Source organism: Pseudomonas sp. LBUM1656, assembly GCF_059716065.1.
This window is the reverse complement of record NZ_CP166800.1, coordinates 723343-747919: the sequence shown is the minus strand read 5'-3', so window position 1 is coordinate 747919 and position 24577 is coordinate 723343. Positions and strand designations below refer to the sequence as shown.

Genomic DNA, 24577 nt, shown 5'->3' with positions numbered 1-24577 from the left:
CCCGATCCTGGTCTATAAAAGGACGGCATGGATATCAAATGACCGGGCTAGATGCCCGACTGGCAAAACGATACGACGAGTTAGTCATGGGACACAGTAATGGATTACCGGCGCTGGCCGCCGGGATGAAAGCCTTGCCGCGAAGCGACAAGGCTTTTGCACAGACGCAAGCCCTTTGGCGATTTTTGAGCAATGACCGAGTCAGGCCCGTTGATCTGGTTAAACCGCTGCTGGCGTTGGCCCACGAAGGCTGTCGGGACGACTGTGATGACTATGCCTTGGTCATGCATGACTGGTCTCGGCTCAATTACATGCACCACCACAGCAAGGCTGATCGCCTGCAAATGACCCACCGGGGCGACATCGGTTACGAGCTGCAAAGCAGTCTGCTAGTCACGGATCGTGACGGTGCACCGATCTGTACTCCTGCTCAGAATCTAGCGACCAGGGACGGCGTGCTCAGCACGCGAACCGAAGAAGTGCTGGCCCCTGAAAAACATCTGGATGAGCTAACCGCTCGTATTGCTTGGTTGGAGCAGCAAAAATTTGCCAAGCCTCTGGTCCATATTGTGGATCGAGAAGCTGACTCTGTGGCTCACATGAGGCAGTGGCAAGCTGAGAACTGGAACTGGCTGTTACGCGTAAAAGCGGGCTCTACAGCGAGTTATGAAGGCCAATCTCAGCCGCTAAGCCAGATCGGCAAGGGGCTCATTTACAAAGAAACCCGCAAGGTTGAATACAAAGGCAAGCCCGCGATTCAATGGATCGGGGAAACCTCGGTCGTACTGACTCGCAAAGCTCAGCCGTTTCTCAAAGACAGAACCGAGCGCAAGACGCGGCATAAATCTGGAGAGCCATTACCGGCGCGGTTGATCGTTAGCCGAATCACGGGGGCGGACGGTCATTTGCTGGCCGAATGGTATTTGCTGAGCAACCTTGAACAAGAGGTCGCGGGTGAACGATTGGCGCTCTGGTATTACTGGCGCTGGCGTATCGAGTCCTACTTCAAACTGCTTAAAGGGGGTGGGCATCAGCTAGAAAACTGGCAGCAAGAGAGCGGTGAAGCCGTGTTCAAACGGCTGCTGATCGCTAGTCAGGCGTGTGCAGTTAGTTGGCGTCTGATGCGGGCAGAGGGTGAGTTTGCTGAGCAAACACGGGACTTTTTGGTCCGTCTGTCCGGTCGGCAGATGAAGCGCTCGCAGCCGGTAACGGCTTCTGCGGTGCTGGCCGGTTTGTACATGCTGTTGGCCATGTGCGAGACGCTGGAGCAATACACTCCCCAGGAACTGGCGGGTTTTGCTAAAGAAGCCATCGGCTGGGTGGCCAGCCGAAGACTTTAGAGATGTGTAGATACCGATGCCCATCGCGGGCAAGCCACGCTCCCACAGGATTGGTGTCGGCCATGAAGTCCGGGGTTGACACAAATCCTGTGGGAGCGTGGCTTGCCCGCGATGCAGGCGACCCGATATAGAGTTGATCCCCTCTTACAAAAAACCCGGCCGAAGCCGGGTTTCTCGTTAACCGATTACTGCATCCAGGGCGGAGGCGGTTCTTCGGTTTTGCCCGGTGGCGCGTCGTCTGCCGCGCGCACCGCTTGTTTACGCTCTTCATCCAGGCGTGCCGCCTCGATCTCGCGCATGATCCCGCCCACGTCAGCCAACTCTTCCGGCTCGTCGAACTCGCCGGTCAAGATACTGGCCGGGTGCAAGGTGCCGGCTTCGTACAACGCCCACATTTCCTTGGCGAACCGGGTCTTTTTCAACTCTGGCGCAAAGCGGCCGAAGTAGGACGCCATGTTGCCCACGTCCCGCTCCAGCATGCTGAACGCGTGGTTGTTGCCCGCCGCGTCAACCGCTTGCGGCAAGTCGATGATCACCGGGCCGGTCGGGGTCAACAGCACGTTGAACTCGGACAGGTCACCGTGCACCAGACCGGTACACAGCATCAGCACGATCTGCGAAATCAGGAACGCGTGATATTCGCGCGCCTGGTCCGGTTCCAGCACCACGTCGTTCAGACGCGGCGCGGCATCGCCGTATTCGTCGGCCACCAGCTCCATGAGCAGTACGCCTTCGAGGAAGTCATACGGCTTGGGCACCCGAACACCGGCACCGGCCAGACGGAACAGGGCCGCCACTTCGGCGTTCTGCCAGGCGTCTTCGGTTTCTTTCTTGCCGAATTTCGAGCCTTTGGCCATCGCTCGAGCCTGACGGCTGTTGCGCACCTTGCGGCCTTCCTGATATTCGGCCGCCTGACGGAAACTGCGTTTATTCGCCTCCTTGTAGACCTTCGCGCAACGTAACTCGTTACCGCAGCGCACCACATAAACAGCTGCTTCTTTACCACTCATGAGTGGGCGCAGCACCTCGTCGACCAGACCGTCCTCGATCAGGGGTTCAATGCGTTTTGGAGTCTTCATCAGCTTTTATTGTGGGTCCTTTATTACCAAACACGCGAAAGTCATTCGTTATACGGCAATCCACTCGTTCGGGGGAGGGGTTGCCGACCTATGAACGTCGTGATGCACACAATGTGCCGGATAAATCAGTCAATCGCCGCCGGTCATTATCGGCCGCCCGAGATCATAGCTGAGCCTGCGCTTCTGGGTGACAAAGGGGTGTGAGGGCATTTACGACAGACGCTGACATCCGAATTCATACCCTTCGTAGGATTTTTCTCAACCGACCTCAATTTCCTCTTCATTCAGCCGAAGTCCTCAATGACAGAGTGATTTGTCCGACAATCGTTCCGACCACAAAAACGATGGCGCGCTCAAGGATCAGGGTTGATCAACAACGTTTACGGCTGCCAATAATCCGCGAGTCATCTGCACTGCGTGGGCCTACAAGAAAAATCTGGAGCGCGGATGAACATCAAACAAAAGTTGACCTGGGCGTTTGCAATCATCGCCTGCCTGCCCGTGGTGCTGGTCGCCACCCTCGTCGTGCTGAACTTGCGCAGTGACGCCAAAGAGAATTTCGTCGACAGCAGTGGCCGTGAAATTCGTCAGGTCAGCAATGCCATGCAATTGTTTTTCGACGGCATCAGCCAGAACGTCGATTACCTGGCCAAGCAACCGCTGATCAAGGACTCCGACGACAGCCTCAAGACCTACATGAGCGCCAACGCCGAGAGCATTCCGCAAGGCGAGATGGACAAGAAAGTTTTCAGCCTCCTGCAAGACCTGGGTAACAGCCATCCGTCCTACGCCTATGCGATCCTCGGCACCGCGGCGGGCGGTTACGTGTCCTGGCCGGACGATGCGAAGCTGAACAATTACGACCCGCGCCAACGCCCCTGGTACAAGGCGGCCCAGGCCAAACCGGGCAAGCCGTTTCGCACCGAGGCCTATTACTGGGCCCAGGATGATGCGACCTACGTCAGCACCGTGCGCACCATCGACAACAAATTGGGCAGCAACGGCGGCGTGGTCAGCATCGACGTGACGCTAAAACAGCTCACCGAAATCGTCAAACAGATCAAGCTGGGTGAAACCGGCTACCTGATGTTGCTGGAGAACACCGGCACCGTGCTGGTCGATCCAAAGCAACCGGAACACAACTTCAAAGCCTTGAGCAGCCTGGGCGAGGGTTACGCGCAACTGGCCAAGGCCGGCAAAGGCCTGGTGGAAGTCGAGTTGAACGGCGAGCGCTACATGGCCAACGTCTGGCCGTCGGAGCAACTGGGCTGGACCTTCATCGGCCTGATCAAGCAAAACGACGTGATGAGCTCCGCGACCCAACTGACGTGGCTGATCGCAATCATCGCCGCCGTGCTGGCGGTGGTCTTCGCCGTCCTCGGCGCCAGTTTCGCCAGCGTCATCGTGCGGCCGATCCGCAGCGTGGCCAGCGGTCTGGAAGGCATCGCCCAAGGTGAAGGCGACCTGACCAAGAATCTGGAAATCCGTGGCAGCGACGAAACCGCGCAACTGGCCAACTGGTTCAATCAGTTCCTGACGGCGATTCGCAACCTGATCCAAAGCATCGGCGGCGCCGCGACCAAGATCCTCGCCACCTCCAAGAGCTCGACCCAGGTCTCCAGCGACATGGCTGAAGCCGCCGGGCGCCAGCGTGAAGCGGTGGACATGGTGTCCACTGCGTTCCACGAAATGGTCGCCACCGCCAACGAAGTCGCGCGCTCTTGCAGCCAGGCCGCGGAATCCGCCGACAGTGGGCAGCGCCAGGCGCGTCAAGGTCAGCAACAGATTGATGCGGCCGTGACCAGCGTTGATCGCCTGAGCCAGGAAATCGAACAGTCGGCGCAGTCGATGCAGCAGCTGGAACGCGACAGCAACGACATTCAGTCGATCCTGGGGACCATTCGCTCGATTGCCGAACAGACCAACCTGCTGGCGCTGAACGCTGCCATTGAGGCTGCACGGGCCGGAGAGCAAGGTCGCGGGTTTGCGGTGGTGGCGGATGAAGTCCGGGCGCTGGCCAAACGTACGGCGGATTCCACGGCGGAAATCGATGGCTTGCTGGGCAACCTGGCCAAGCGCACCAGCCAAGTGACTCAGCAGATGCATGCGAGCCTGGAAGTGTCGCAACAGTCGGTGACCCGCATCGGTGAAGCGCGCAGCAGTTTCGGGCTGATTCGTGAGTCGGTGGACGTGATTCGCGACATGAACACGCAGATCGCCACGGCGGCGGAAGAACAGCATCAGGTGGCGGAAGACATCAATCGGCACATCAGCCAGATCCATGGCGATGCGCAATTGGTGGCAGAACTGGCAAACTCGGCGCGACTGGATTCCCAGAGCCTGGCTGGATTGTCGAATGAGCTGGATGGGTTGGTTCGCCGGTTCCGAACCTGACCCTCAAGAGCGCCGCAAATCGAGTGTGGGAGCGGGCTTGCTCGCGAAAGCGGCCTGTCAGTCAACAACGATATCGACTGATACACCGCCTTCGCGAGCAAGCCCGCTCTCACATTGATCTGCGGTGTTACTGCTTGAAGAGTTCTCCAGGGGTAAACCCGAATAGCCCCTTGAACGCCGCAATAAACGCCGACGTCGAGTCATACCCGCAAGACAGCGCCGCATTGGTCACGCTGTCGCCCTCCTCCAGCAAACTCAACGACGACAGCAGCCGCATCCGCTGCCGCCACCCGCGAAAACTCAACCCGGTCTCGCGCTGGAACAAGCGCATCAGCGTCTTCTCCGACATCCCCGACCGCTGCGCCCATTCCTGCAACGTCACGTTGCGTTCCGGGCTTTCGATCAGCTCATTGCACAACCCGAGCAGCCGCTCATGCCGCGGCAACGGCAGGGAAAATGCCACCTCCGGCAGATTCGCCAACTGATCCAGCAGCACATTCACCAACCGTGCTTCCTGGCTCTCCCCCTGTGGATACTCCACCGGCAGCAAGCAAAAACTCTTGATCAGCTCCCGGGCCAGCGGCGTGACTTCCAGCACCCGGCAACGCCCGTCCGCCCATTCACAATCCTCACGGCGCACATAGAGGCTGCGCATCTCGGCGCGCATCGAGGTCACCACCTGGTGCTCAAGATCCGCCGGAATCCAGATTCCCCACTGCGGCGGCGCAAAGAAGCTGCCCTCCGCAGTGTGCACACCGAGAACGCCGCTGATGGCGTAGGAAAACTGCACCCAATCGTGGCGATGTGTCGGCGTCCATGACCCGGCATTCAGACTTTCCGCCCGCGCGAACAACGGTCGCGGCAACGCCTTCAGCGTCGGAATCGTTCGTTCGAGGGAAAGTTGTCCGTTAGTCGGCATTGATTGGCCTTATGTCGCAAGACGGCAGATAGGGCCGACGTTAGGCTAAGTCATCAATTCTTACAAATGTATTCGGTGCCTGTTATGCATGCCTTCAAACACCTCAAACGTGTGGTCACCGACTGGTTCTTGTGCGGCATGCTGATCGCCACGCTGCTGTCGTATTTCTTCCCGGTCTTCGGCGCCACGGGCGGCGGAATGCACGCCGAATACGTGATCAACATCGGCGTGTTCCTGGTGTTCTTCCTGCACGGGGTCAACCTGTCCAGCGAGCAGATCAGCCATGGATTGAAGAACTGGAAGCTGCATGTGATGGTTCAGGGCTTCACCTTCGCGGTGTTCCCGCTGATCTGGTGGCTGAGCGACAGGCTGGTGGGTTCGCACATTCCGTCGCTGCTGATGCTCGGCTTCTTCTACCTGTGCGCCCTGCCCTCAACCATTTCGTCTTCCGTGGCCCTGACCGGCAGCGCAGGCGGCAACGTGCCGGCGGCGATTCTCAACGCGAGCCTGTCCAGCGTGCTGGGGATTTTTCTGACGCCGTTGTTGGTGAGTCTGGTGGTCGGCAGCGGTGCCGGCGGCATTGATCTGGGCTCAACTCTTCTCGACCTCTGCGCCATGTTGCTGTTGCCGCTGGTACTCGGCCAACTGTTGCGGCCGCTGTTGGGCAAATTCTTTGCCCGCCACAAGCGCTACACCAACATCGTCGATAAGCTGGTGATCCTGCTGCTGGTCTACTCGGCCTTTTGTAATTCGATGGTCTCGGGCATGTGGCAGCAACAGGGCAACAGCGTGATTCTCAGCGCGCTGATCGGCAGTGCGATCCTGCTGGCGATCATCCTGTGGATGACCACCCGCACCGCTCGCGCCTTGAAATTCAGCCCGGCCGACGAGATCGCGGCGGTGTTCTGCGCCAGCAAAAAATCCCTGGCGGCGGGTGCGCCGATGGCCGCGTTGATCTTCGGCGCTAACCCGGGTCTCGGCTTGATCCTGCTGCCGATCATGATTTACCACCCGTTGCAGCTGATCGTCTGCTCGGTGATGGCCGAGAATTACGCCAACCGCAACCGCGAACGCCTCGCGCAACAGAACGTTGAACTGATCAGCGCTCGATAATCGCCGTCACGCCCTGACCACCGGCGGCGCAGATCGAGATCAAGCCTCGGCCCTTGCCCGCTGCGTCGAGCAACTTCGCCAGGTTGGCGACGATGCGCCCGCCGGTCGCGGCAAACGGATGCCCGGCCGCCAGTGAACTGCCTTTGACATTGAGGCGGCTGCGGTCGATGGCGCCCAGCGGCGCGTCGAGGCCGAGGCGGGTTTTGCAATACTCCGGATCTTCCCAGGCCTTTAGCGTGCAGAGCACTTGTGCGGCAAAGGCTTCGTGGATTTCGTAGTAGTCGAAGTCCTGCAAGGTCAGGCCGTTGCGTGCCAGCAAACGCGGCACCGCGTAGACCGGCGCCATCAACAGCCCCTCAGCGCCGTTGACGAAATCCACCGCCGCGGCCTCGCCGTCACGCAAATACGCGAGGATCGGCAAGCCGCGTTCCTTCGCCCATTCTTCACTGCCCAGCAGCACCAGCGACGCGCCATCGGTGAGCGGCGTAGAGTTGCCAGCCGTCATCGTGCCCTTGGCGCTTTTCTCGAAAGCCGGTTTCAGCGACGCGAGTTTTTCCAGGGTCAGGTCCGGGCGCAGGTTGTTGTCACGGGTCAGGCCAAGGAACGGTGTCATCAGGTCGTTGTGCCAGCCTTCGGTGTACGAGGCCGCGAGTTTCTGGTGACTCTCCAGCGCCAGTTGATCCTGTTCTTCGCGGGGGATGTTCCAGGTCTGGGCCATCAATTCGCAATGCTGCCCCATGGACAACCCTGTGCGCGGTTCGCCGTTACGCGGGAACTCCGGGATCAAGTCCCGGGGACGCAGTTGCAGAAACGTTTTCAGTTTGTCGCCGGTGGTCTTGGCGCGATTGGCCTGCAGCAGCACCCGGCGCAAACCTTCACTGACGCTGATCGGCGCATCCGAGGTGGTGTCGACGCCACCGGCAATGCCGCAATCGATCTGTCCCAGGGCAATCTTGTTCGCGACCAGCAACGCTGCTTCAAGACCCGTGCCGCAAGCCTGCTGGATGTCATAGGCCGGCGTATAGGGAGACAACCGTGAACCGAGCACGCATTCGCGCGTCAGGTTCATGTCTCGGGACAGCTTGAGGACCGCCCCCGCGACCACTTCGCCAATGCGCAGGCCATGCAGGTTGTAGCGTTCGATCAGGCCTTCGAGCGCTGCGGTGAGCATCGCCTGGTTACTGGCGGTGGCGTACGGCCCGTTGGAGCGGGCGAAGGGGATACGGTTACCGCCAATAATCGCGACGCGGCGCAGCTGAGTCATGAAAAGCTCCTGATCAATTTTCTGAAAGTTAAACCGTCCCCTGTGGGAGCGGCGGTGCGGCGATCCGACTTGCTCGCGAAAGCGTCGGGTCAGCCAACAGAGATGTTGAATGTGCTGGCCTCTTCGCGAGCAAGCCCGCTCCCACAGTGACCTCATTGCCCACAAATCCGGTGTTCCAACTAATCTGCTGAGTTCAAGCGTAGGCCTAATCTCGTGGATCGAACGACTGATTGCCATTCGTGGTCCACACTTTGAACCCCAGCTGCCGGAGTGCGTTCCATGTCTGACCGTTATATCGACTTCGCCAATTCCTCCATCGGCCATCGTCTGGTCGGGGCCATGGGACTGCCGTCTCCGGTGCGCCTGGAGCGTTGGCAAGCAGGACGGCTGCGGCCTGTCGAAGGGGCGCTGTTGATTGGCGGCGGCCCGCTGGCAGAGAAAGTCAGCGCCTTCGCCAACCGCTTGACCGACGCAATCTACAGCTACGGTGCCGAGCCGTCCCTGGCCACCGCGTGGTTTCCCGGCCACGGCCCCAAGCTCAAGGCCGTGGTGTTCGACGCCAGCGACCTGGTGCAGACCGATCAGCTCAAACAGCTGCGCGAGTTTTTCCAGCCGCTGATAAAAAACCTCGACCACAGTGCGCACCTGGTAATTCTGGGGCGTGCGCCCGAGACATTGAGCGACCCGTTCGCCGCCAGCGCCCAGCGTGCGGTGGAAGGGTTCAGTCGTTCCCTGGCCAAGGAATTGCGCAGTGGCGGCACCTTGCAGCTGATCTATGTCGGTGAAGGCGCCGAGGATCAACTCGAAGGGCCGCTGCGGTTTTTCCTCTCGCCCAAAAGTGCGTTCGTGTCCGGGCAAGTGGTTCGCCTGAAAGCCTGCGCTACGCAGGTATCGGACTGGACTCGCCCACTGGCCGGACGCAAGGCGCTGGTCACGGGTGCCGCACGCGGCATCGGCGCCTCCATCGCCGAAACCCTGGCCCGTGACGGCGCCGAGGTCATTCTGCTTGACGTGCCCCCGGCGAAAACCGATCTCGATGCACTTGCCGCACGCCTCGGCGGGCGCAGCATCACCCTGGACATTTGCGCCGAAGACGCCGCCGCACAGTTGATCGAATTGCTGCCCGACGGCGTCGACATCGTGGTCCACAACGCCGGCATCACCCGCGATAAAACCCTGGCCAACATGACTCCGGAATTCTGGGACGCGGTGCTCGCGGTCAACCTAAACGCGCCGCAAGTGCTGACCAAGGCACTGCTCGACAGCGGAGCCCTGCATGACAACGGTCGTGTAATTCTGCTGGCGTCCATCAGCGGCATCGCCGGCAATCGCGGGCAGACCAATTACGCGGCGAGCAAGGCCGGGCTGATCGGTCTGGCCCAGGCCTGGGCGCCGCTGCTGGATCAGCGCGGCATCAGCATCAATGCGGTGGCACCGGGGTTCATCGAAACCCAGATGACCGCGCACCTGCCGTTCGGCATCCGCGAGGCCGGGCGACGCATGAGTTCATTGGGCCAGGGCGGCTTGCCACAAGACGTTGCCGAAGCGGTCGCGTGGCTCGCTCAACCGGGGACCGGCGCGTTCACCGGGCAAGCGTTGCGGGTCTGCGGACAAAGTGTCTTGGGGGCATAAAGATGATCACCGACTGGCACACACTCAACCGCGAACCGAGCCTGACGGGTCTGTATATGCAGGCGGCACTGCGGCGCAAAATCACCGGTACAACGCTGCCCGACAAGGGTTTGCGCTGCTGGGTCGAGGTCGATCCGCAACGCCTGGCGGCGTACCGCAAGGTCTGCGGTTTTGCCGACAACGGTTTGCTGCCGCCGACCTATCCACACATTCTGGCGTTTGCCTTGCAAATGCAATTGCTCACGGCCAAAGACTTTCCGTTCCCGCTGCTGGGGCTGATTCATCTGAGCAATCGCATCCGCGTCTTGCGCCCCATGGGCGGGGTGAACCGCGTGCGGGTCAGCGTGCAAGTACAGAACCTGCAACCCCATGCCAAGGGTGCGACGTTTGATCTGGTGACGTCGCTCGACGATCAGTTGGGGCCGCTGTGGGAGGCTGAAAGTCAGATGCTGTGTCGCGGGGTCAAGCTGGAAGGCGAGCCGGTCGAGGAAGTGTTGGCATCGACAACGGCGCTGACAGAAGTGGCGCGCTGGAATGCCCCGGCAGATATTGGCCGGCAGTACGCGAAAGTGTCCGGGGACTACAACCCGATTCACCTGAGTGCCGTCAGCGCCAAATTGTTCGGGTTTCCGACAGCCATCGCCCATGGGTTGTGGAACAAGGCCCGAACATTAGCGGCGTTGAGTGAGCATCTGCCCACGGCGAATGTCGAGATCGCGGTGCAGTTCAGGAAACCGGTGCGGTTGCCGAGCGAGGTGACGTTGCTGGCCAGCGCGGCAGGGTCCAGTGGAGACTTCCAGCTGGTGGGCGCGGGGGATCTGGAGCACATGGTGGGGCATTGGCGGCCGATTGCCTGATTGATCTCTGGTGCCTGTCAGACCGCTTTCGCGAGCAAGTCGAATCGTCGCACCGCCGCTCCCACATTTGACCTTTTGCGATCACATATTTTGTATTCGCTGGAGATCCAATGTGGGAGCGGCGGTGCGACGATTCGACTTGCTCGCGAAGGCGGTGGTTCAGACACTACCGAGGAGGATCAGAACGCGTACCGCACCTTCGCCGTAAACGTATCGGCATTGAAGTCGCTGCCGGTCACGTAGTTATACGAACCACCCACGCTCCAGGCGCCCACACGGTAGTTGGCACCGAGGCCTAGTTCATAGCTGTCACGCACTGGCGTCGTACCACGCGTGGTGAACGAATCGCCACCCAGCACGAACGCCGAAGTGGTGGCGGTCTTGTCGCCGATGAAGTCGTGCCAGGCCATGACCTTCGCTTCAGGCTCAAGACTGCCAGCGCCGACACCAAACGCCGCGGCCAGCCGCGCACCAACGCCCATCTCGCCGACTTCATATCGCTGACTGCCGACATTCAGCGACGCCGAACTGCCCTTCTCGCGATAAGCATCCATGCCTACGTTGGCATAACGTGCACCGATCTGCGGCTCCAGCAGAAGGCTGTGATTGAGGCGAAAGCTGTAACCGGCCAGCGCACTCACGCCAAAGATGTCGCTGTCGTAATCGCCCTTGGCACGTGTGCCGGCGATGTAGCGCCTGGATTCGTTGTCGTTCCAGCCGTACATCAGTGATGAGTCCACGAACCAGTTGTCGTGGGTCCAGTTGCCGTACAGCGTCAGCGCATGACCGGTTACGTCGGTTTTGCTGCCGGCGTCGGATTTCACATCAGTCGTGAGGTAGCTGTACGCCAGACCGAGGGTGGTGTCGGCGTTCAACTGGCCGTCCGCACCTACGGCGATACCCTGGCTGTCGGCGTCGTAGCCATCGACCCCACGGCGGGCGTCCTGGTCGGCGTTGCTGGTGAGCGCTTGCAGCCACACGCCTTTTTCAGTGGATGAGTTCAGTGTGCGCGCGCGGCTCGAACGATCATTGATCGCGCTCGACACCAGCGTCTGACTGTTAGTGGCGGCGTGCAGCACCCCACGGCTCACGTCGGGGCTGAGTTTTTCAGCCAGTGCTGCCAGCTCGGCGTCGGTGCCGGCATTGGCGAATGCCTGGAACACCGGGTCTTGTTCGTCGAGCCCGGGCATGACCGCCGAAGAAAAACGCCCGACTGCCGTGGCGGCGTTGCGGGTGCCGCCGGCAACCAGGGTGTTTTGCGCCAGCACCTCTTCCGACTTGGCGCTGACCAGCGCCTTCACATCGTTACCTTCGACCCCGAAGCTTTTGACGTCCAGCAAGGCCGAGGTGGAAGAAATGCTCAGGTTCTCGCCACCAATCAGTTCCCCCGAGCTGATCAGGGTGTAGCGATTACCGCCCGCGGTCGTGCGGAAATCGCTGGAACGAGCCTGTAATTCAAGACGTGCGCCAGCGCCGATGTCAGTCGTACCCGTAACCTTGAGCACTGGTTGATTGACGTCGGTATCGTTGCCCAGGAACAAACCCAGCACCGAGTTGGAATCCTGCATGTCCAGATCGCCGATGATCGTCGTGTGCGGGCGCAACAGCGTCAGTTTGCCGTACTGCACATCCACGTAGCCGGACTGGATCGTCGTACCGTCAAAGGTCACGTCATTGTCGATGAGCACCCCGGATAGCCCCATCAGGTTCCCTTTCACATCACCGCCATTCCAGTAGAAATAGCTGAAGCCATCGTCGACCTGAATGGCCGCCGTACCGCCCTCGATCAGCCCCTGGCTTTGATAAATATTGAATGAGCCCTGACCCGCAGGCTGTTGGCTGACATGAATACCAATGGATTGGCCGGAGATCGTGCCCGAGTTCCACACGTCGTAGCGGTTGGTGGCCGGAGAGATAACCCCATAGAAACTCAACGCTTGGGCATTGTTCCCGGTGGCGCGGATACTGCCGCTGTTATTGACGGTGCCGCGCAGGTTCGCGCGGTCTATCAACACCGCCACTGCGTCATCACCGCTGACTCCGATGATGCCTTGGTTGTCGATACCCGCCAGCGCCGTGTGCGACAGCAAGATGCCGGACGCTTCTGTACCGCTGACTGAAATCTCACCACGATTGATCAGGCTGCCGGTCAGCTGGCTACCGATGTCGTAAAGGCCCCTGAAAAGATTGCCACCCGCTGCGCCATTGATTTTGATTGAACCGTCATTGACCAGATTGCCGCCAATGACCGAGGCACTACCACCACCCGGCCCCACCACGATACCGATACCCGAGGTGGCGCCGTCAATATTGATCGAGCTTTTATTGATCAGGTCATTTTGCGTGGTCAGCCCGTTCAGGCGCACAGCAAAAGTCAGACCCGGGGAAGCAACGGTCACGACATTGGCGCTGCCGGAAAACGTCAGGGTTTGCCAGTTATCCTGAAGCGTTGAATAAGGTCCATTGCCCACGTTGTAGTCAAGGTTGGCGGCAACGACAGCAGAAGTATGAGAAGCGGCAGCAACAGACAGCGCCAGCAGCGAGCGGCGCAGGCAAGAGGTGTTCAATCGAGAATCCCTTCCGAAACGTGAATGTTCCAGCAGGGTTCACAGTTTCAATGAGGCATCCCTACCGGCCCGTCAGCAGGCTGCTTGTTCAGGCGCGGCAAATGTACACGAGCCATCATTTAGACACTACACAAAAGTCAAAGTGATGGCGTCAAATTATGAGGCGTCGCAAGCGGGGGAGAAAAAGCAGCGCTCCAACAGGGGGTGTTTGAGATTCGGTGTTTAGTGCGGCGGATAGTTGGCGAGGATCCGCCCCACGGTTTCGCGTATCGCCGTGCTGCGGTCCGACGGATTCGTCGTGCGACTGAGCATTTGTTCATCGCTGCCACGCCACACCAGCTTGCCGTCATTGCCATCGAGCAGGTCGATCTGGATGGTCGCCACCTTGTAGGTCACGTTGCGGGTTTCGTTGTACATCGGCCCGCCCCAGTAACCGTTCCAGGGATTACCCCAACCGCCGCCATAGTTGGTGGTCACCTGTTGCTGGCGCTCTTCGATGATCAGGTAGGTCTGGACGTTCAGATTACCTTTGCTGCCGGCCGCGGCCGGGCGCAGACCACGCTGATCCAGTTGATCGGCCACCGATTGGCGGATGCGCTGTTCGGTCAGGTCGCTCTTGATCCGTGGGTCATCGGGGCGATATTGCAGGGCGGGTTCTTTCCAGGTCCAGCTGCGATAGGCGGCGAAGTCGCGGCTGGCATCGAAGTCATTATTGACCTGGTTGGCGGCGCAGGCACTGAGCAACGCGGCCACAGCCAGTAAAGCGAAACGGCGGATCATGATGGTTCTCCGGTTGAAGACATGAACCTGTGAAAGGCTTCCAGATAACAGAAGCTAACTGGGAGGATACGCCGACATGGCCTTTTCTACAGCCTCCCTTATCGCGTCGGCACGCTCGCTCTGGCTGCCCCGATTACCGGTTTCGGCGCTGGCACTCCACACCGGTTGGCCGCTTTGAGCGTCGAACAAATCGACCCGCACCACCACGACCTGTTCCTGATAAGTGCGCACGATTGGCACCGTGTTGTACATGCCATAACCGTTGCCGTAACGGTTATAGCCACCATAACCACCGCCGTAATAACCGTAGTCGTCCCGGACCTGGCGCAAACGGGTTTCCAGATGCAGATCGGCGCTGACAAACAGGTCAGCCGGACGGTTGTTATCGTGCAACGGGCGCAACCCGCGCTGATCGAGGGCGTTGCTGACCGCTTCGGCGACCTGGGCCGAGTCCGCCCAGGCGCTGCCCGGTGGCAGTTGCCCGTTGAGCCAGGCCCAGCTGCGATAACGCCCATAGTCACGCGGCGGTGCCGGATAGGCGCTACGGTCGAAGGTCTTGGCCGCCTGAGGCGGTGCCGGCGGCAACGGGTTGGAGGTCGCCACATAAGGGTTGGTGCCCTGGCAGGCCGCCAACCCGAGACAGATCACCAGTAACCCTGAACGACTTTTCATGTTGCGCTCCGATCAGACCGGCCGACAGATCCAGTGCAGATAGCGCCCAAGCCCGGCAAAGCTTGGGTGGCGACGGTGGGCCAGCTCCATTTCGAGCAAGTCCACGAGTTCGGCGCGGGCCTGGAACTCCACCGGCATGTAGTCGTGAAAAACCCGCACCCCGCTCTGGGTTTCGACCTGCCACAGGCCCTCAAGTTGCGCCGCCAGCTCACGCGGATCAAGGGGCTGCTGCGGGGTCAGGCTCTGCTTCTCGCCAGCCATGTCATTCTTACGCATCTTGCGAAAGTGGCCCTTGAGCAAGTTGCGATAAATCAGCGCATCGCGGTTGTAGAAGGCCAGGGACAGCCAGCCGTCCTGCCTGGTCAACTGATGCAGCACCGGCAGGATCGCGTGGGGTTCGGCGAGCCATTCCAGCACGGCGTGGCACAGCACCAGGTCGTAGGGCTCAGTGAGCTGACCGAGCAACTCCTGCCACGGCGCCTGAATGAACGTGGCGGTCTGCCCGGCGTCGGCGAAGCGCTGTCGGGCGCCTTCGAGCATCGGTTCGGCGGGTTCGGCCAGCGTGACGTCATGACCACGCTGGGCCAGCCACAACGACATGTGGCCCAGGCCCGCGCCGATATCCAGCACGCGCAGCGGCCGGTCCGGCAGGGTTTCGACCAGGTCGGCCTGAAGCACTGCCAGGCGGATCGCGCCTTTGGCCCCGCCGTAGATTTTCTCGGCAAACCGGGTCGCCAGTTGATCGAAATGACGATCGCTCATCAGCTGAACCTCTTTTCGCTGTCTGCGAGTTTGCTGCGTACCACTTCATTCATGTCCAGGCCCAACTCGCTGCACAGCAGCAATAGATAGAGGACGATGTCGCCGATTTCCTGCCCGGTGTGGGCGAGTTTGTCCGCCGGCAACTGGCGCGACTGGTCTTCGGTCAGCCACTGGAAAATCTCCACCAGCTCGGACATTTCCACGCTCGCGGCCATGGCCAGGTTTTTCGGGCTGTGAAATTGCCGCCAGTCATTGCGGTCACGGATGGCGTGCAGGCGTTCGGTCAGTTCAACAAGGTTCATCGGGCTCTCCTGAAGGCGTATAGCTTCGGGGGGATGGCCGGGGATGGCAAGGGTGCTTTTCTGTGGGAGCGGGCTTGCTCGCGATAGCGGACTGGAATTCAACGTAGAAGTTACCAGATACACCGCCTTCGCGAGCAAGCCCGCTCCCACAGGGTCTATGCAACCCTCTATGCTTGTGGGGAACTCGGCAGCGCAATCCATGGCCCAAGGCTCAAGTCCGGCAAGCACGCCACCACTTACATCAGGACGTTCAAGACATGCAGGTAGAAAGTTTTTTCGAATGGCTCGGCCAGGCACTCGGTTCGGTCATCCGGTTTATCGTTGACGGCCTCAGCGGCTTGTTCAACCTGTTGAGCCATGCCGGCAGCAACTTTGTCGAAGGCTTGTCCCGTGCGCTGGGGATGGATACGTCGATCATCAGCATCATCGCGCTGATCCTGGGGTTGATGCTGTTGTGGTCGGCGATCCGGGCGTTCATGAATGCGTCGATCATCATGGGGATTATCTGGTTGCTGTTGGGGCTGTGGTTGCTGAGCTGGATTATTCATTAACCATCTGATCCCCCTGTGGGAGCGGGCTTGCTCGCGAAAGCGTCGGCACATCCGGCATCACCTTGACTGATACACCGCCTTCGCGAGCAAGCCCGCTCCCACAATGGATCGCTGCAGATTCCGAATGTATCGCTACAATGCCCGCTCCCCCAAGGAGCCTGCATGTCCAACCTGATTGCCGACTGGCGCGACCGCCCTACCCATCGTCGGGTCTGGGCGCTGGCTGCGCCGATGATTCTTTCGAACATTTCCGTTCCGCTGGTGGCGTTGGTCGACAGCACCGTCATCGGTCACCTGCCCCACGCCCATCAGTTGGGCGCCGTGGCGGTCGGGGCCAGCCTGTATACCTTTCTGGCCTGGGGCATGGGTTTTCTGCGCATGGGCACGACCGGTTTCGCGGCCCAGGCCGCCGGGCGCGGAGATGGCGCGGCGTTACGGCAGATTTTGTTGCAGGGCTTGTTACTGGCGATGGGGCTGGCGATTGTCCTGGGAGCATTGGGTGTCCCCCTGAGCGGTGTCGCGTTGCACTTCATGCAACCCTCGGCCGAGCTCGACCAACTCACCCGCGAATTTTTCCACACACGGCTATTCGGTCTGCCGGCGGCACTGGCCAGTTATGCGCTGGTCGGCTGGTTCCTCGGCACCCAGAACGCCCGGGCACCGCTGGCGATTCTGTTGAGTACCAACCTGGTAAACATCGCGTTGAACCTGTGGTTCGTGCTCGGGCTGGACTGGGGCGTAGTCGGCTCGGCCAAGGCGTCGGTGATCGCCGAATGGACCGGCGCCGTAATCGGCCTGCTGATGACTCGCAAAGCCCTGCGCGCCTATCCCGGCCACATCGCCTGGGCCGCGCTGGCACTGTGGCAGAGCTGGCGACCACTGCTGGCCGTGAACCGCGACATTTTCATCCGTAGCCTGGCGCTGCAATCGGTGTTTTTCCTGATCACCGTACAGGGCGCGCGGCTCGGTGATGCCACCGTCGCCGCCAACGCCCTGCTGCTCAACGGCTTGCTGCTGACCGCCCACGCGCTGGATGGCCTGGCCCATGCCGTGGAGGCCCTGTGCGGGCATGCCATCGGCGCCCGTGATCGCGAGGCGCTGCGTCGTTCATTGGTGGTTGCCTGCGGCTGGTCGTTGCTGGCGAGTCTGGGTTTTGCGGTGCTGTTCGCCTTAGCCGGACACCTGTTCATCGAGATGCAGACCGACATACAGAGCGTGCGCGACACCGCATTCATCTACCTGCCCTACCTCGCCGCGCTGCCGCTGATTGCCGTCTGGAGTTACCTGCTCGACGGGCTGTTCATCGGCGCAACGCGTGCCCGGGAAATGCGCAATGGCATGCTGCTGACAGTCATTTTGCTGCTGCCGTTCGCCTGGGCACTGCAAGGTTTGGGTAACCATGGACTGTGGATAACGTTCCTGTTGTTCATGGCATTGCGCAGCCTGACTCTCGGCGCGTTTGCCTGGTTCCTGCGCAAAAACGACGGTTGGTTTACAGGCAGGGCTCATTGAGTCAGCCTGCGCCGGTCAGGGGTCGCCTCTCAATGTCGAACCCCGTGTTCAGGATTGACCTCTCTGCCACAGGTTGCGCAGGCTATCGAGACGTTCCTGCTGAGTAACCCCCGGCAATGGTTGCGCGGGTGTAGCCCCCGGGTACTGCAAGCGCAACCATAGCCAGCCATCGAGCACCGGGCGCTCGCTGAAACCCAGCGCCAGCCCTTCTTGCACATGAGCCCACAGACGGGTGTAGTCGGTTCCGGTGGACCGGCTCCAATGCCAGGCGTGCTGTTCAAGCAAGCAGGTTTGCAAGGTGTCCCGTTGACGAGGCGTCAGGTTTTCTTCGATGGCCAACGGGCTGACAGCAAGCCCCGGATTAAACAACTGCTGCCAGCCCTGACTGCCAATTGCCCGGTCGGCCCAGGTTCCGCCAAACCAGCGCAACTGACTGATCGGCCCCAGCCAGCGACTCAGTTCCAGGGCATCGCAGGCATCGAAAAAGTAACTGGCGGTGTGGGGGTTGTAGTAACTCAACAACGCGCGGTGATGCAGGCCAAAGGTGACCGTGAGCATGCGGCGCAAATGCTCGAGCAACTGCGACGGCGACGCCTCACTGAGCAGCAACAAACCGCTCCAGCTGTGCGGTTCGCGCAGGCACAGCTCGGCCAGCGCCGGGCAGCCCTTGAGGTCGACCAACAGCGGCCCGTGCTCGCGTAACGGCTGAAACTCGGTGCCATCGAACAGCCAGAACCGTCGCGCCTGCGCGAACTGCTCGTGCAGCATCGCACCAGTCTCAGGCTCTCCCGGCACGTCGAGCAACAGCCATTGCGCGGTTGAGTCCGGCGCCTGGGCGACGATCATGCCGCACCGCTCTGGCCAAGCTGCGTTGCTGCCCGGCAAGTGCAGAAGGCTTGCGCGCAATGGCTGAAACTGCCCCCGCCGGGCATCAGACACAGCAGCACGATCGGTTCACTGGATTGCAACGTACGCAACAACCCGTCGAGCACCCCGTTGTCATCTATTGCTGCGGCGGGTGGAAGTTCGGGCAAGTCGCACGCTTGGGTGCGAGGTGGGCCAGGAAGAAACCCGGTGATTAACGGTTGATCCGGATCGCCTTCGACAAAGCTCACCAGCACCTGCGCGCCTTCACTCAACGACAGGGCGTGCGCATCGCCCAATTCTGGCGCCAGCGGTAGCCAGCAGTGGCTGGGCTCAGCGCCTTCGCCTTGATAGGTCCAGTCAAACTGCACGGCAACAGGCCTGGACGAATCGGGTTGCGGCTCATCGACGTCAACCACCCAGGCCCGCTGCAGGCTGTGCATCCGGAGGGGCTTTACCGAATCAGGCACTGGGAGCGGTAACGCCCCGGCAACCGCGCGGATCTGGTTGCCATAAGCCCCCCCCGGCATTTGACCACCCTGATGCTCGACATGGATCAGCAGCCAGAGACGATTCCAGTCGGTACACGGATGACCGGAGAGCAGCACACGCTGGCCGCTGCGTAGCGTGGCCAGGTTCGTCTGACCTTCGCCAGCCTGTGCGCTGCCTTGAACCTTGAACTGCTGCACGCCAGGTTGTTCGATGTCGGGGTCAAAAACCATCTCGGTTCCTCGCTGAAATTGCCCTGGCTCATCACCAATGACCAGACAATGTCCGCGCCGGCGATGCTCGAAGTGGTAGTGAAGCCGCTCCTGTGCGCACAGTCGCTGGAGGAACTGCAGATCCGACTCCCGGTACTGCGTGCAGAAGTCACGGGGCGGATAATCGCCGCTCAAGTCAAAGCGCCGATCCTTGCCGGCAATGCCATGCTCCTTGAGTACCTGGGCGAGGATCTCGGGTACAGAACGGTTGCTGAAGATGCGCTGGCTGAAACGCTGGGCCAGGCAGGCCAGTTTCGGTTTCAGGCGCACACGACAAAGCCTGGGCGCAGCACCCTGGCCAGCCTGGACGAGTTCATGCAACTGGCCGTGAAAACCGGTCACCGACGATCCGAGATGCAAAAAGGCCGGGCGGTACAGCAGGCTTGCCAGGTCCAATGTCGGGTCATCGATCAACAGATCCACGTCGAACACGAAGGGTTCGCTGATCGCTTCATTGCCGGTAAAGGCCAAGACCTCAACGGGGTCGGGCAGACCCTCTACATCCAGACGAAATGACGGCTCGTTGACTGGATCGAACATCGGCGATTCTCTACAGGAGGGGCGGCCGGGGATTCTCTCCGAGAGAGTTGGCCGAGTAGAGTGCCGAAGTACAACTTAGGAAATGACCTACGCGAAAAGAGGACCACATCGCTTGGATAGCCGGGGATGTGAGTCATTTCGCTTTGAATCAGGGGAGCGTCCCACCAGGTCATCTGAAATTTCCCGCACCGAGCGGAATATTTTCAGACAACCTGCTGAGAGCGGTGCCTTACCTCAAGAAGACAGGTAAGACGAACGGGTCAGGCCCAGACGCAGTGCGTCGAGGAACTGAGTGCGCTCGGCGGCGGTGATGCGCGCACTGGCGCATTTGTCGCGGTAGTGGGTCATCAGCTCTTCCGGCGACAAGTGCACGTAACGCAGCATGTCTTCGATGGTGTCGTGGGTTTCGATACCGGCGTGGTACACGCTGCCGTCAGCGTTCTGGTAGATGTTCACCGAGTCGGTGTCACCAAACAGGTTGTGCATGTCGCCAAGGATTTCCTGGTAAGCGCCGACCAGGAAAATACCCAGCAGGTAGTCCTCGCCTTCGTTCAAACCGTGAACCGGCAAGCTGGTTTCGATGCTCTGCTCATCGACGTATTGCTTGATCTTGCCGTCGGAGTCGCAGGTCAGATCCTGCAGCACGGCGCGGCGCAGCGGCTCTTCGTCAAGACGGTGCAACGGCAGGATCGGCAGGACCTGGCCGATGGCCCAGGTGTCCGGCAGGCTCTGGAATACCGAGAAATTGCAGATGTACTTGTCGGCCAGCTTGTCGTTGAGTTCGTCGAGTACCTGGCGGTGCGAACGCTGACGCGCTTTCAACGAGTTGTGCAGGCGACGGCACACGGCGAAGTAGCATTGCTCGGCCAGGGCTTTCTCGGCCAGGGTCAGTTTGCCATCGGCGTACTGGGTGGCCACGTCGCTCATGTAGTGAGTGGCGCGCCAGTACGTTTCAGTGACCATCTCGATGTCGGTCGGGCCCAGCAGGTCAACCAGCCACTGTACGGTTTCCGGCAGCTCTTCCTTGTTGTCGATCTTCGGCACGTCGTCGTTGTGTTTCTCGACGTCGGTCACCTGCACCACCAGCATGGCGTGGTGAGCGGTCAGCGAGCGGCCGCTTTCGGAGAAGATGTTCGGGTGCGGCAGGCTCTGCGCGTCGCAGAATTCCTTGAGCATCCCGACCACGACACCGGCGTAATCGTCCATGTCGTAGTTGATCGAGCTGGCGTTGCGCGAGTGGGTACCGTCGTAGTCGACGCCCAGACCGCCACCGACGTCGATGTGGTCAACCGGCAAGCCGAGGTTGCGCAGTTCGCCGTAGTAACGAATCGCTTCCTTGAAGCCGTGCTGGTAGTCCGCCAGGTTGGCGATCTGCGAGCCCATGTGGAAGTGCAGCAGGCGGATGCCCTGATCCAGGCCGGCCGCGCGGAAACGCTCGACCACCGACAGCAGCTGCGCCGCCGACAGACCGAACTTGGATTTCTCGCCACCGGTGTCCGCCCACTTGCTGGAGGCCAGGGACGACAGACGCACGCGCAAGCCGACTTGAGGCTTGACCTTCAGCGAGGCAGCTTCTTCGATCACCAGAGCGACTTCGGATTCTTTCTCGATCACGATGAACACGTTGTGGCCGAGTTTCTGACCCATCAGCGCCAGACGGATGAACTCGCGATCCTTGTAACCGTTGCACACGATGGTGCCGCCCTTCGGCGCCAGGGCCAACACGGCCAGCAGCTCAGGCTTTGAGCCGGCTTCCAGGCCGATGGAAACGTCCTGGGTGGCGATGATGTTTTCGATCACCGCTTCTTGCTGGTTCACCTTGATCGGGTACAGCGCGGTGTACTTGCTCTGGTATTCCAGGCGCTCGATGTTGGCGTCGAACGCACCGGTCAGCTGACGCACGCGGTCTTGCAGAATGTCCGGGAAACGCACCAGCAACGGCAAGGACAGGCCGCTTTTGCGCAGCTGGTCGACTTGCTCGAAGAGGTCGATAGGCGAACTGGCCGGACCGTTCGGACGAACTTCGACGCGACCGGCGTCATTGATCGCGAAGTACCCGGCCCCCCAATGGCGAATCCCGTAAACACTGCGGCTGTCCGCAACTGTCCATTGGCTGCCATCGTCTTTGCGTGTGCGTCGTACGGACATTGAAGTCCCCTATAAAGAAGTCATAGAGCGTCGCCTGGGTTCAGGCCGGCGCAGTCTAAAGAATGAAAATGACGATTAGCCTGCATGCAAGGGCCATAGACCTCACATTCAGCGCTGAGTTTAGAAACCGGTCAGAACAGGCTCTGTGAAAACCATGTAGACGACGCCAGGCCAGAGTTGAATCGGGACTGGATCAAGCCGAGGGTGGTTTTCACAGAGGCTGCTAGCCGCCGGACTTCTTCGCTTTGAAACCCAGCTTGATCAATTCAGCCAAGAGTAGCTCGACATGATCGCCCTGGATTTCGATGATTCCGTCCTTCAACGCTCCACCGGTCCCGCACCGTTTCTTCAACGTGGTGGCCAGGTCCTTGAGCGCTTCTTCTGCCAACGGTACGCCGGTGATGGTGGTCACCGTCTTGCCGCCGCGGCCCTTGCTTTCGCGACGCACGCGAGCGATGCCGTCGCCGGCCGGGATAACGGTCTGTTTGCAGATGCAGGCGTCCACCGGTTTACTGCAATCGGGGCAATGACGACCTGCGTCGGTGGAAAATACCAGGCCACCAAGGGCGGCGAAGGATGCGGCTTTTTTGGCCACCGGCAATCCTCTTGGGAGGACAAAGACTGGTCGCGGCAACTTGGGAAGCTGCCATCGACCGCGAAGCCCCACTCAGGCAGGGGCAGCGCTACCGAAACGGTAATTCCCTATGTAGCAGCTGTCGAGTGCAACGAGGCTGCGATCTTTTGATTTCGATTCAAAAGCAAAGTCAAAAGATCGCAGCCTCGTTGCACTCGACAGCTGCTACAAAGAGCAATGCCGGCTCAGCTTGAAAAGGTCGCGCAGTGTAACGGCAAAAAGCCGACTTGCTAAGAGCCAATCGGCGCCAATTTATGCCTCTTTTGCGACGTCATCCCCGCGAGCCCGAAGGTAGCGCTTCAACGCAGCCAGAGAGTCCGGGCAATAAGGCTTTTGCTGGATTTCCAGCAGGACCTGATCGATGGGGATGAAGCGCGCTTCCAGCACCTCTTCCGGTTGCAGGATCAACGGACCGTCCCACACCGCCGAAAACGCCGAACACCAGAGGCGATTGCCGGTGTCCTCGAAGAAAAAGTGGTCATGGGCGCTCAGTTCCACGCCGCTCACACCCAGCTCTTCTTCCAGTTCACGCGCGGCCGATTCGGCGTACGTCTCGGTGGCGAGCACCATGCCGCCTGCCGCTACGTCCCAGTAACCGGGGTAAATGGCTTTGCTCAGGGTTCGACGGTGAACGCACAGTTCACCGGCCGAATTGAACAGCATGATGTAGGTGCCACGCCCGATCAGCCCGCGTTCGCGCAGGTCGGAACGGACCAGGGCGCCGAGCAGGTTGTCCTGCTCGTCGACCCAGGCGATCTGTTCGGCATCCGAGGCCGCGCGATGGGCGGCCTCTTTGGCGTTATCGACCATGACTCAGCCCTGATTGAGCAATTGACGCAGATCGATCACTGCGGCGTTGGCCCGGGAGATGTAGTTGGCCATGACCAGCGAGTGGTTGGCCAGCACGCCGAAGCCGCTGCCGTTGAGGATCATCGGGCTCCACACCGGCTCTTGCGAAGCTTCCAGCTCACGAATGATCTGGCGCACGCTGACCGTGGCGTTCTTCTTCGCCAGCACATCGGCGAAGTCGACTTCAATGGCGCGCAGCAGATGGGACAAGGCCCAAGCCTGGCCGCGGGCTTCGTAGAACACATTGTCGATCTGCATCCAAGGTGTCTCGACGATTTCCTCATCGACCTGCGGCACCTGACCCGGGGCCAGGACTTCGGTTTTCAGCGCGGTGTTGAGTTTCACCCGGCCAACGCTGGCCGACAGCCGTTGTGACAACGAACCCAAACGGGTACCGACATCGCCCAGCCAGTTGTTCAGGTTATCGGCGCGAGCATAGAACAGCGCGCTTTTCTGACTCGGATCGGACAGGCGAGCCTGATAACGGCTCAGGGAATTGATGCCTTCCTGGTATTCGGACTCACTGGAAGGCAGCACCCAGCTCTTGTTGTCGAAGTTGAAACGCGGCTCGGCCTTGGCCAGGTCAGCGTCTTCAGTGGATTGCGACTGGGAGCGGGCGAAGTCTTTACGCATGGCACGGCTCAGGTCGCGGACCTGGACCAGCACGCCATATTCCCAGCTCGGCGTGTTGTCCATCCACAGGCCCGGCGGGAAACGGTCGTTGGAAATATAGCCACCTGGTTTGCTCAGCAACGTACCGGCGACAGTCTTGAGGGTTTCCACCGTGGTGTACCCGATGACCATCTGCTTGCCTTCTTTCTCGGCAGCCGCCTGAGCATTTTGTTGAACAGGGAACAGCGCAGGCTCCTGGCTCCAATACCAACCCAGCCCGATCGCTACCAGCAGGTAAAGGCCAATCAGCGTAGCCAACGCCCGGCTGAACAACAGGCCGCCAACGTAACTGCGGGTGGCCGATTTCGGTTCAGCGGCACGTTCAGGCGCGCTGCCCGCGCGATTCTTCCAGTCCAGCATGGCGA

At 60.4% G+C, this 24577-nt stretch carries 21 protein-coding genes and 1 pseudogene; 8 read left to right on the top strand and 14 right to left on the bottom strand.

The window, feature by feature from the left end; genetic code table 11:
- Nucleotides 1-38: 38 nt before the first annotated feature.
- Nucleotides 39-1340, top strand: coding sequence for a transposase (locus ACA072_RS03240; RefSeq protein WP_497618676.1), 1302 nt, complete (start codon nt 39-41; stop codon nt 1338-1340).
- A 185-nt stretch (nt 1341-1525) separates the two neighbouring features.
- On the opposite strand, the gene ACA072_RS03235 is transcribed toward ACA072_RS03240, so the two are convergent.
- Nucleotides 1526-2419, bottom strand: coding sequence for a PA4780 family RIO1-like protein kinase (locus ACA072_RS03235; RefSeq protein ID WP_462028721.1), 894 nt, complete (start codon nt 2417-2419; stop codon nt 1526-1528).
- A 447-nt stretch (nt 2420-2866) separates the two neighbouring features.
- Here ACA072_RS03235 and ACA072_RS03230 point away from each other — a divergent pair.
- Nucleotides 2867-3955, top strand: a pseudogene (locus ACA072_RS03230) (HAMP domain-containing protein); the annotation flags it as partial.
- A 90-nt stretch (nt 3956-4045) separates the two neighbouring features.
- On the top strand, nt 4046-4813 hold the full coding sequence (locus tag ACA072_RS03225; protein WP_370655161.1) for a methyl-accepting chemotaxis protein: 768 nt from the start codon (nt 4046-4048) through the stop codon (nt 4811-4813).
- A 127-nt stretch (nt 4814-4940) separates the two neighbouring features.
- Here the strand turns inward: ACA072_RS03225 and ACA072_RS03220 are convergent, their stop codons facing one another.
- Nucleotides 4941-5732: an AraC family transcriptional regulator gene (locus ACA072_RS03220; protein WP_497623093.1), complete on the bottom strand. Its 792-nt coding sequence runs from the start codon at nt 5730-5732 to the stop codon at nt 4941-4943.
- Nucleotides 5733-5816: 84 nt separating this feature from the next.
- Here ACA072_RS03220 and ACA072_RS03215 point away from each other — a divergent pair, with 84 nt between their 5' ends.
- Entirely contained in the window at nt 5817-6845 is a 1029-nt protein-coding gene (locus ACA072_RS03215) for a bile acid:sodium symporter family protein (RefSeq protein WP_497623091.1), read from the top strand.
- On the opposite strand, the gene ACA072_RS03210 is transcribed toward ACA072_RS03215, so the two are convergent.
- Nucleotides 6832-8109 carry an acetyl-CoA C-acetyltransferase gene (locus ACA072_RS03210; protein WP_497623089.1) on the bottom strand — a complete coding sequence of 426 codons (1278 nt, stop codon included), beginning with the start codon at nt 8107-8109 and terminating at the stop codon, nt 6832-6834. The genes ACA072_RS03215 and ACA072_RS03210 overlap by 14 nt on opposite strands.
- A 279-nt stretch (nt 8110-8388) precedes the next feature.
- On the opposite strand from ACA072_RS03210, the gene ACA072_RS03205 reads away from it, so the two are divergent.
- Nucleotides 8389-9741, top strand: coding sequence for a 3-oxoacyl-ACP reductase (locus ACA072_RS03205; RefSeq protein ID WP_497623087.1), 1353 nt, complete (start codon nt 8389-8391; stop codon nt 9739-9741).
- 2 nt (nt 9742-9743) lie between these two features.
- Nucleotides 9744-10598, top strand: coding sequence for a MaoC family dehydratase (locus ACA072_RS03200; protein WP_497623085.1), 855 nt, complete (start codon nt 9744-9746; stop codon nt 10596-10598).
- A 179-nt stretch (nt 10599-10777) separates the two neighbouring features.
- Here ACA072_RS03200 and ACA072_RS03195 read toward each other — a convergent pair whose 3' ends face one another.
- From ACA072_RS03195 to ACA072_RS03175, 5 genes are all read right to left on the bottom strand, one after another.
- Nucleotides 10778-13165, bottom strand: a complete 2388-nt coding sequence (locus ACA072_RS03195; protein ID WP_497623083.1) for an autotransporter family protein — start codon at nt 13163-13165, stop codon at nt 10778-10780.
- 222 nt (nt 13166-13387) lie between these two features.
- Nucleotides 13388-13945 carry a DUF4136 domain-containing protein gene (locus ACA072_RS03190; RefSeq protein ID WP_497623081.1) on the bottom strand — a complete coding sequence of 186 codons (558 nt, stop codon included), beginning with the start codon at nt 13943-13945 and terminating at the stop codon, nt 13388-13390.
- 54 nt (nt 13946-13999) lie between these two features.
- Nucleotides 14000-14617, bottom strand: a complete 618-nt coding sequence (locus tag ACA072_RS03185) for a DUF4136 domain-containing protein (RefSeq protein ID WP_497623079.1) — start codon at nt 14615-14617, stop codon at nt 14000-14002.
- A gap of 12 nt (nt 14618-14629) precedes the next feature.
- A complete protein-coding gene (locus tag ACA072_RS03180; protein WP_497623077.1) occupies nt 14630-15379 on the bottom strand; it encodes a methyltransferase domain-containing protein in 750 nt (249 codons plus the stop codon).
- Nucleotides 15379-15681 (bottom strand): MazG-like family protein, encoded by a 303-nt coding sequence (locus tag ACA072_RS03175; RefSeq protein ID WP_497623075.1) that lies wholly within the window; start codon nt 15679-15681, stop codon nt 15379-15381. The genes ACA072_RS03180 and ACA072_RS03175 overlap by 1 nt, the downstream gene beginning before the upstream one ends.
- A 257-nt stretch (nt 15682-15938) precedes the next feature.
- Here ACA072_RS03175 and ACA072_RS03170 point away from each other — a divergent pair, with 257 nt between their 5' ends.
- The gene (locus tag ACA072_RS03170) at nt 15939-16232 is read left to right on the top strand and encodes a hypothetical protein (protein ID WP_109627794.1); all 294 of its coding nucleotides are present in this window, start codon (nt 15939-15941) and stop codon (nt 16230-16232) included.
- Nucleotides 16233-16394: 162 nt separating this feature from the next.
- Nucleotides 16395-17744, top strand: a complete 1350-nt coding sequence (locus ACA072_RS03165) for an MATE family efflux transporter (RefSeq protein ID WP_497623073.1) — start codon at nt 16395-16397, stop codon at nt 17742-17744.
- Nucleotides 17745-17792: 48 nt separating this feature from the next.
- Here the strand turns inward: ACA072_RS03165 and ACA072_RS03160 are convergent, their stop codons facing one another.
- The 6 genes from ACA072_RS03160 to ACA072_RS03135 all read right to left on the bottom strand — a co-directional run bounded on the left by ACA072_RS03160 (nt 17793) and on the right by ACA072_RS03135 (nt 24572).
- Nucleotides 17793-18590 carry a DUF4123 domain-containing protein gene (locus ACA072_RS03160; protein ID WP_497623072.1) on the bottom strand — a complete coding sequence of 266 codons (798 nt, stop codon included), beginning with the start codon at nt 18588-18590 and terminating at the stop codon, nt 17793-17795.
- Nucleotides 18587-19909, bottom strand: a complete 1323-nt coding sequence (locus ACA072_RS03155) for a type VI secretion system Vgr family protein (RefSeq protein WP_497623070.1) — start codon at nt 19907-19909, stop codon at nt 18587-18589. The genes ACA072_RS03160 and ACA072_RS03155 overlap by 4 nt, the downstream gene beginning before the upstream one ends.
- Before the next feature lie 234 nt (nt 19910-20143).
- Nucleotides 20144-22057 carry an arginine decarboxylase gene (speA, locus tag ACA072_RS03150; protein ID WP_497623068.1) on the bottom strand — a complete coding sequence of 638 codons (1914 nt, stop codon included), beginning with the start codon at nt 22055-22057 and terminating at the stop codon, nt 20144-20146.
- 223 nt (nt 22058-22280) lie between these two features.
- Nucleotides 22281-22652: a translation initiation factor Sui1 gene (locus ACA072_RS03145; protein WP_010463867.1), complete on the bottom strand. Its 372-nt coding sequence runs from the start codon at nt 22650-22652 to the stop codon at nt 22281-22283.
- 291 nt (nt 22653-22943) lie between these two features.
- Nucleotides 22944-23501 (bottom strand): NUDIX hydrolase, encoded by a 558-nt coding sequence (locus ACA072_RS03140; RefSeq protein WP_497623066.1) that lies wholly within the window; start codon nt 23499-23501, stop codon nt 22944-22946.
- 3 nt (nt 23502-23504) lie between these two features.
- Nucleotides 23505-24572, bottom strand: a complete 1068-nt coding sequence (locus tag ACA072_RS03135) for a DUF2333 family protein (protein WP_462028737.1) — start codon at nt 24570-24572, stop codon at nt 23505-23507.
- Between the last annotated feature and the right edge of the window lie 5 nt (nt 24573-24577).

What these genes read in the sequence shown, in the direction of transcription:
- ACA072_RS03240 (WP_497618676.1), top strand. Translation starts at nt 39, where the DNA reads ATGACCGGGCTAGATGCCCGACTGGCAAAACGATACGACGAGTTAGTC.
- ACA072_RS03235 (WP_462028721.1), bottom strand. Translation starts at nt 2,419, where the DNA reads ATGAAGACTCCAAAACGCATTGAACCCCTGATCGAGGACGGTCTGGTC.
- ACA072_RS03225 (WP_370655161.1), top strand. Translation starts at nt 4,046, where the DNA reads ATGGCTGAAGCCGCCGGGCGCCAGCGTGAAGCGGTGGACATGGTGTCC.
- ACA072_RS03220 (WP_497623093.1), bottom strand. Translation starts at nt 5,732, where the DNA reads ATGCCGACTAACGGACAACTTTCCCTCGAACGAACGATTCCGACGCTG.
- ACA072_RS03215 (WP_497623091.1), top strand. Translation starts at nt 5,817, where the DNA reads ATGCATGCCTTCAAACACCTCAAACGTGTGGTCACCGACTGGTTCTTG.
- ACA072_RS03210 (WP_497623089.1), bottom strand. Translation starts at nt 8,109, where the DNA reads ATGACTCAGCTGCGCCGCGTCGCGATTATTGGCGGTAACCGTATCCCC.
- ACA072_RS03205 (WP_497623087.1), top strand. Translation starts at nt 8,389, where the DNA reads ATGTCTGACCGTTATATCGACTTCGCCAATTCCTCCATCGGCCATCGT.
- ACA072_RS03200 (WP_497623085.1), top strand. Translation starts at nt 9,744, where the DNA reads ATGATCACCGACTGGCACACACTCAACCGCGAACCGAGCCTGACGGGT.
- ACA072_RS03190 (WP_497623081.1), bottom strand. Translation starts at nt 13,945, where the DNA reads ATGATCCGCCGTTTCGCTTTACTGGCTGTGGCCGCGTTGCTCAGTGCC.
- ACA072_RS03185 (WP_497623079.1), bottom strand. Translation starts at nt 14,617, where the DNA reads ATGAAAAGTCGTTCAGGGTTACTGGTGATCTGTCTCGGGTTGGCGGCC.
- ACA072_RS03180 (WP_497623077.1), bottom strand. Translation starts at nt 15,379, where the DNA reads ATGAGCGATCGTCATTTCGATCAACTGGCGACCCGGTTTGCCGAGAAA.
- ACA072_RS03175 (WP_497623075.1), bottom strand. Translation starts at nt 15,681, where the DNA reads ATGAACCTTGTTGAACTGACCGAACGCCTGCACGCCATCCGTGACCGC.
- ACA072_RS03170 (WP_109627794.1), top strand. Translation starts at nt 15,939, where the DNA reads ATGCAGGTAGAAAGTTTTTTCGAATGGCTCGGCCAGGCACTCGGTTCG.
- ACA072_RS03165 (WP_497623073.1), top strand. Translation starts at nt 16,395, where the DNA reads ATGTCCAACCTGATTGCCGACTGGCGCGACCGCCCTACCCATCGTCGG.
- ACA072_RS03160 (WP_497623072.1), bottom strand. Translation starts at nt 18,590, where the DNA reads ATGATCGTCGCCCAGGCGCCGGACTCAACCGCGCAATGGCTGTTGCTC.
- ACA072_RS03155 (WP_497623070.1), bottom strand. Translation starts at nt 19,909, where the DNA reads ATGTTCGATCCAGTCAACGAGCCGTCATTTCGTCTGGATGTAGAGGGT.
- speA (WP_497623068.1), bottom strand. Translation starts at nt 22,057, where the DNA reads ATGTCCGTACGACGCACACGCAAAGACGATGGCAGCCAATGGACAGTT.
- ACA072_RS03140 (WP_497623066.1), bottom strand. Translation starts at nt 23,501, where the DNA reads ATGGTCGATAACGCCAAAGAGGCCGCCCATCGCGCGGCCTCGGATGCC.
- ACA072_RS03135 (WP_462028737.1), bottom strand. Translation starts at nt 24,572, where the DNA reads ATGCTGGACTGGAAGAATCGCGCGGGCAGCGCGCCTGAACGTGCCGCT.